General features: G+C 74.2%; 5 protein-coding genes. 3 read left to right on the top strand and 2 right to left on the bottom strand.

All coding sequences use genetic code 11. The features are described from left to right. Nucleotides 1-35 precede the first annotated feature (35 nt). Entirely contained in the window at nucleotides 36-272 is a 237-nt protein-coding gene (locus tag AC3EUV_RS38095) for a hypothetical protein (protein WP_432147121.1), read from the bottom strand. A 24-nt stretch (nucleotides 273-296) separates the two neighbouring features. Next, nucleotides 297-1,604: an inorganic phosphate transporter gene (locus tag AC3EUV_RS38090; RefSeq protein WP_435604876.1), complete on the bottom strand. Its 1,308-nt coding sequence runs from the start codon at nucleotides 1,602-1,604 to the stop codon at nucleotides 297-299. A gap of 386 nt (nucleotides 1,605-1,990) precedes the next feature. On the opposite strand from AC3EUV_RS38090, the gene AC3EUV_RS38085 reads away from it, so the two are divergent. From AC3EUV_RS38085 to AC3EUV_RS38075, 3 genes are all read left to right on the top strand, one after another. After that, on the top strand, nucleotides 1,991-2,659 hold the full coding sequence (locus tag AC3EUV_RS38085) for a class II aldolase/adducin family protein (protein ID WP_435604875.1): 669 nt from the start codon (nucleotides 1,991-1,993) through the stop codon (nucleotides 2,657-2,659). Between the two features lie 124 nt (nucleotides 2,660-2,783). Further along, nucleotides 2,784-3,911, top strand: coding sequence for an alpha/beta hydrolase (locus AC3EUV_RS38080; RefSeq protein ID WP_435604874.1), 1,128 nt, complete (start codon nucleotides 2,784-2,786; stop codon nucleotides 3,909-3,911). 193 nt (nucleotides 3,912-4,104) lie between these two features. Further along, nucleotides 4,105-5,550, top strand: a complete 1,446-nt coding sequence (locus AC3EUV_RS38075) for a hypothetical protein (RefSeq protein ID WP_432147125.1) — start codon at nucleotides 4,105-4,107, stop codon at nucleotides 5,548-5,550. The last annotated feature ends 84 nt before the right edge of the window (nucleotides 5,551-5,634 follow it).

The following is a 5,634-nucleotide window of genomic DNA, read 5'->3' as shown; positions in this document are numbered from 1 at the left end:
CCCCCCCCCCCCCGGTCCGTCGATGGCGGGCGGTGTCAGCCGGCGACGATCAGATAGATGCCATAGGCCACCGCCGCCGCGCAGAGGCCGAAGGCCGCCATCGCGCCGGCCCGTGCGCCCGCACCCGGTGCGGCGACCACGGCTGCCGCACCCTCCTGGCCCGCCTTGCGGGACGTGCCGGCGATGCCGACGGTGAACAGGCCCACGATCCCGACCGTCACCACGAGGGTGACGCCGAAGACCTGGCCGAGAGCTGCCCAGTCGATGCTCATGGAGTGTTCCTTAGGTGATGACAGCTAGCGGGTGACCGTCGCGGCCTTGGCGCGCGGGGTGGTGGAGGTGCCGTCGCCGGAAGCCTGGGCCGGAATCCCGGCGGTTTCCGGGGCGTCGGCCGCAGCGGCGTCGGTCTCCGGGGCGTCGGCGGCCGGGGCCTGCTGGCCCGCCGGGGGCGGGGAGACGGTGCGCAGCGCGGCGGTCACCACGCCCACCGGCTCGGCGGCGGGACCCTCGTTGACGTTGGTGTGGTCGACCGGCTTGCGCCGGGAGGCGGCCCAGATCGCGCCGCAGATGCCCAGTCCGAGGACCGCCACCGCCGCCACGCCCCAGTCGCCCTGACCGGCGAGGAAGGCGGCACCCGCGGCGACCGCACCGGCGGCCGGCAGCGTCAGTCCCCAGGCGAGGACCATCCGGCCGGCCGTGGACCAGCGCACCACGCCACCCTTGCGGCCCAGGCCGGAGCCCATCACGGAGCCGGAGCAGACCTGGGTGGTGGAGAGCGCGAAGCCGAGGTGGGAGGAGGCCAGGATGGTGGCCGCGGCGCCGGTCTGGGCGGCGAAGCCCTGCGGCGGCTGGATGTCGGTGATGCCCTTGCCCATCGTGCGGATGATCCGCCAGCCGCCCAGGTACGTGCCGAGCGCGATGGCGACACCGGCCGAGGCGATGACCCACAGCGGCGGGTCGGCGTGCGGGGCGACCACTCCGCCAGTGATCAGCGCGAGCGTGATCACACCCATCGTCTTCTGTGCGTCGTTGGTGCCGTGGGCGAGGGAGACCAGGGCGGCGGAGGCGATCTGCCCCGCGCGGTAGCCCTTGGCGGTGTCCGCCTCGTCGCGGTTGCGGGTCAGCCGGTAGGTGAGCCGGGTCGCCGCCATCGCGGCCAGGCCGGCGACGATCGGGGCGGCCACCGCCGGGATCAGGACCTTCATCACGACCGCGTCGCCGTGCACACCGTTGGTGCCGACGGACACCAGGGTCGCGCCGATCAGACCGCCGAAGAGGGCGTGGGAAGAGCTGGAGGGGAGACCCGCGAGCCAGGTCAGCAGGTTCCAGACGATCGCGCCGACCAGGCCGGCGAAGATCACTTCAGGTCTGATGCCGGCGGCCTCGTCAATGATCCCCCCGGAGATGGTCTTGGCCACCTCAACGGACAGGAACGCGCCGACGAGGTTGAGGACTGCCGACATCGCCACCGCGGTCTTGGGTCGCAATGCCCCGGTGGAAATGGTGGTGGCCATCGCGTTGGCCGTGTCGTGGAAGCCGTTCGTAAAGTCGAACACCAAGGCCGTGACGATCACGATCCCGATGAGAAGCGTGATGTGTTCCATTCACCCAGGCAATCAGTTCGAAGGTCAGTGTCGCTGGGACCGTACGGAGAGTGGGTGAACGGAAGATGAACTGGAACGGGCCCGTCGGTGACACCACCGCAGTGTTCACGCGGAGGCGCCTCCGGCGTCACTTCCGCATCACCTGTTTGCGAACTTCCTGCGCTGCGCCGACACGTCGTTCCCCACGGTCCTGTGGTCGTGGATTCACCTCGACGGTAAGGGGCGAGCCGCACAAGAGGGCTCAAATCAGGTCAATCCCCGGCACCGGCAGAGGTGTCCCCATATGGTGGCTACCGTGCGGGCGGGCCCCCGGCGTACGGTGCCCCGGCCCGCTCGTACGGTGTCGTGCACCGCATCCGCTTTCGCCGCACCGCGCCGGAGGACCCATGAAGGACCACCCCGACGACCTCGCCGCCGCCTGGAGCGAACTGGTCGCCACCGCCCGCCGCACGGTCACCGACGGCCTGGTCGTCGGCACCTCGGGCAATGTCTCACGCCGCATCAGGGACCTGGTCCTGGTCACCCCCAGCGGCGTTCCCTACGACCGGCTCGGCCCCGCCGACACCACTGCCGTCGACCTCGAAGGCCACCAGATCATCGGCGCGCTCCGGCCGACCAGCGAACTCCCGATGCATCTGACGGTCTACCGCACCACTACAGCCACCGCCGTCGTCCACACCCACGCCCCGTACGCCACCGCCGTCTCCACCCTCGTCGCCGAACTCCCGCCGGTCCACTACATGACCGCGGCCCTCGGCGGCCCCGTCCGCGTCGCCCCCTACGCCCTGTACGGCAGCGACGAGCTCGCCGCCAACATGCGCGAGGCGCTCCGCGACCGCACCGGCTGTCTGCTGGAGAACCACGGCACGATGACCTACGGCGACAGCCTCGACCAGGCGCTGGACCGCACCGCCCAGCTGGAATGGATGTGCCGGGTGTGGCTCGCCGCGAGCTCCGTACCGGGCCGTGCGCCGAACCTGCTGTCCGCCGGTCAGCTCGACGCGGTCGCCGACCGACTGCGCGGCTACGGCCAGCCGGGCGGCGGCCAGGGCTGAACGCCCGCCCCGGGCCGGCGGCCCGCACCCCGTCCGCCGCCCCGGGCCCGCCCGGCGCCCCGCCCGGTCACCCGCCCGACTCCGCCCGGTGGCCGCCCCCGGCACCGCTGCGCACACTGGTGAGGTGCGCCTGGGTACTGCGGCGGCCGTGGCCGCCATCACCGTGATAGGTGCCGGGGCGGCCGCCGTGGCGGTCGGCCGGTACGCCAGTGACATTGCCCTGAAACCATCGGCGGACCAGCCCTTCCCGGGCGACTCCCGCCTCACCGTGCACTCCGCCACCGAGGAGCGCATCGCCCTCACCCGCAGCCTGGCGTCTCTGCGCCCCGGCACGTACGGGCTCACCGGCTCCGGCTGCCATGCGGTGCTCGGCGATGTCGTCCACGGCGTCCCGCACCCCGCCGACGCGGTCGTCCGCCGCCTGGTACGGGTCACCCACGGCACCCTCGGACCGGGCAACCGGATGCGGCTCACCCCCCAGGTGCACCTCGGCAACCCCCGCGACGCCCTCGGCCTCGACTGCGCCGACGTCGACATCCCCGGCGAACTCGGCGCCCTCCCGGCGTGGTTCGTCCCCGGCGTCCGCGACACCTGGGTCATCACCGCACACGGCCTGGGCACCACCCGCGAACACCCCATGGTGGTCATGCCGTTCCTGCACCGCCACCGGCTGCCGGTCCTCGACCTGTCCTACCGCAACGACCGCGGCGCCCCGCGCACCGTCGACGGCATCAACCACCTCGGCGCCACCGAATGGCGCGACCTGGACGCGGCGATCCGCTACGCGCTGCGCTACGGCGCCCGGAACGTCGTCCTCCACGGCTGGTCCACCGGCGCGACCATGGCACTGCGCGCCGCCACCCACTCCGCGCTGCGCGACCGGATCAGCGGCCTGGTCCTGGACTCCCCGGTCCTCGACCGGAACGCCACGGTCCGCGCGCTGGCCGGCGCCCGGCGGATCCCGCGCGCCCTGCTGCCGCTGGTGGTACGTGCCGCCGAGGGCAGCACCGGAGTGCCCCTCGGCCATCCCGCCGACGCCGTCGACCCCGACGAGCTGGAGATCCCGACGCTGCTCTTCCACGGGCCGGACGACCTGATCGCCCCCTGGACCGCGTCCCGCTCCTTCGCCGCCCGCCGGGCCGACCTGGTCACGCTTCAGCCGGTCCCGCACGCCCCGCACGCCGCGATGTGGAACGCCGACCCCTCGGGCTACGAAGAAGCACTGCGGCGCTTCCTCACCCCGCTCATGTAGCACCGCCCCGGCCCGTACGCCGGTCCCGGCGCGGGCCGCCCCCTACGCCGGGCCCGGCGCCCCCGATGGCTCCCGGGTATACAGGGGGACAACTCCCCTCATCAGGGATGGGTCGGCGAGATGACGAGGCCGTGGCAGATCGCAAGCCGGGTTCCGATTGGGCTTTCGGGCCGACAGCGGCAACACTGCTCCTGTGACGTCCCGTACTCCGCGCGACTCCCGGCTCCGACTCGTCCCCCGTCAACCGGTTGCGGCCGCCCGCCGGGCGGTGACAACCCGGGCCAAGCGCCCGGCGCCCCGCCCGCCCGCGGGCACGCCGTCGCCCGCGGAACTGGCCCGCCAGGCCCGTGCCGTACTGGCCGGCGCCGCCCGGCTCGCCCGCTGGGCCGACAGCGTCGGTGCCGGCGCCGCCGGCGGCAGCCTGCGCGCCGGTCCCGACGGAGCGCTGCCGAAGGCCGCCGCGGAACGCGCCGCCGAGGCCCTGGGCCTGACGCCGCACCAGGTCCGCATCGACTGGGACCGGGCCCGGCTGGCCGGCCTCGTCGAACTCCACGACGGCCTCGCCCGCCCCGGCTGGCGGCTGCGGGCCTGGGACCGCGACGACACCGCCGTGCTGCGCGGCTGGGTCGCGCTCTTCGACGCCTGGTCGCTGGCCCGCCCCGCACCGGCCGGCGCCGGCCCCGCGATAGTCGCCGAAGTCGTCGAGGCACTGCCGCAGTTGCTGTCCCTGCTGCATCTGTCGGCCGGCCCGGTGCGGCTGCCGGTACTGCTCGACATGCTCGACCAGCGCGTCGCCGAACTGCGCACCGAACGCTGCGAGGTCCCCTACGGCCAGGACCCGGCGGCCCCGGGCGGCGCCGACGATGCCGCGGCCGCCGGCGACGCCGCGGGGGCGTCGCTGGCCGCGCTGCTGGACTGGGCGCTGGACGCCCTGCGGACCGTCGGCGCGCTGGTCCCGCCGGACGGCGCGGAGGCCGCGCACGACGCGTCCGAGGCACAGCTGACGCCGCTCGGCAACTGGTCGGTGTGGGTCAAGCTGGAACAGATCTGTGTGGCCGCGCAGAGCCCCGCCGGCCACATCGAACAGTCCGCGGAGGCGATGCTGCGCGGCTGCGCCCGGCTCACCCCCGGACCCGCCCGCGCCGAATACCGGGCCTGGCTCGCCGCCCGCTCCGTCGGCGCGGCCGTCGAGGAACTGCTGACCGTGGCCCGCGGCGAGGACGCGCTGCTGCGCGGTCTGGCCTTCGAGGCGCTGCGGGCGGTCGGCGCCCCGGCCGAGGCCGCCGTACGGGCCGCCGCCGACGAGCCGGGCCTTCGGCCGTACGCCCTGCTGTGGCTGGTCGAGCACGAGGGCGGCGACCCGGAGACCGCACCCGATGTCCTCACCCGCGAGGAGTCGACCTGGCTGTGGGTGGACACCGCGGCGGCCGTCGCCGACCACGGCGAGACCCAGCTGCTGGTCCGGCACCTCGACTCGGCGGTCCAGGGCTCGGTCCCGCGTCTCCTGGAGGAGGTCCGCGCCGTAGGCCACCCCAGAACCGTCCAGGTCCTGGTAGCCCTGGCCGCAGCCCACCCGGACCCGGCCCTGGCAAAGGCGGTACGACGGGCGGCCTTCCAGGTCCACACGGGTGGGGTTTGATCCCACGTTTTTGTCTTTCCCGCCGTGGTGGTTTCTCGCCGTTGCGCCTGCGGCGGGCGGGTCCGCTGCGCGGGGCTGTGGGTG

This window comes from Streptomyces sp. bgisy130 (genome assembly GCF_057708345.1).
This window is presented reverse-complemented; position numbering and strand designations above follow the sequence as displayed.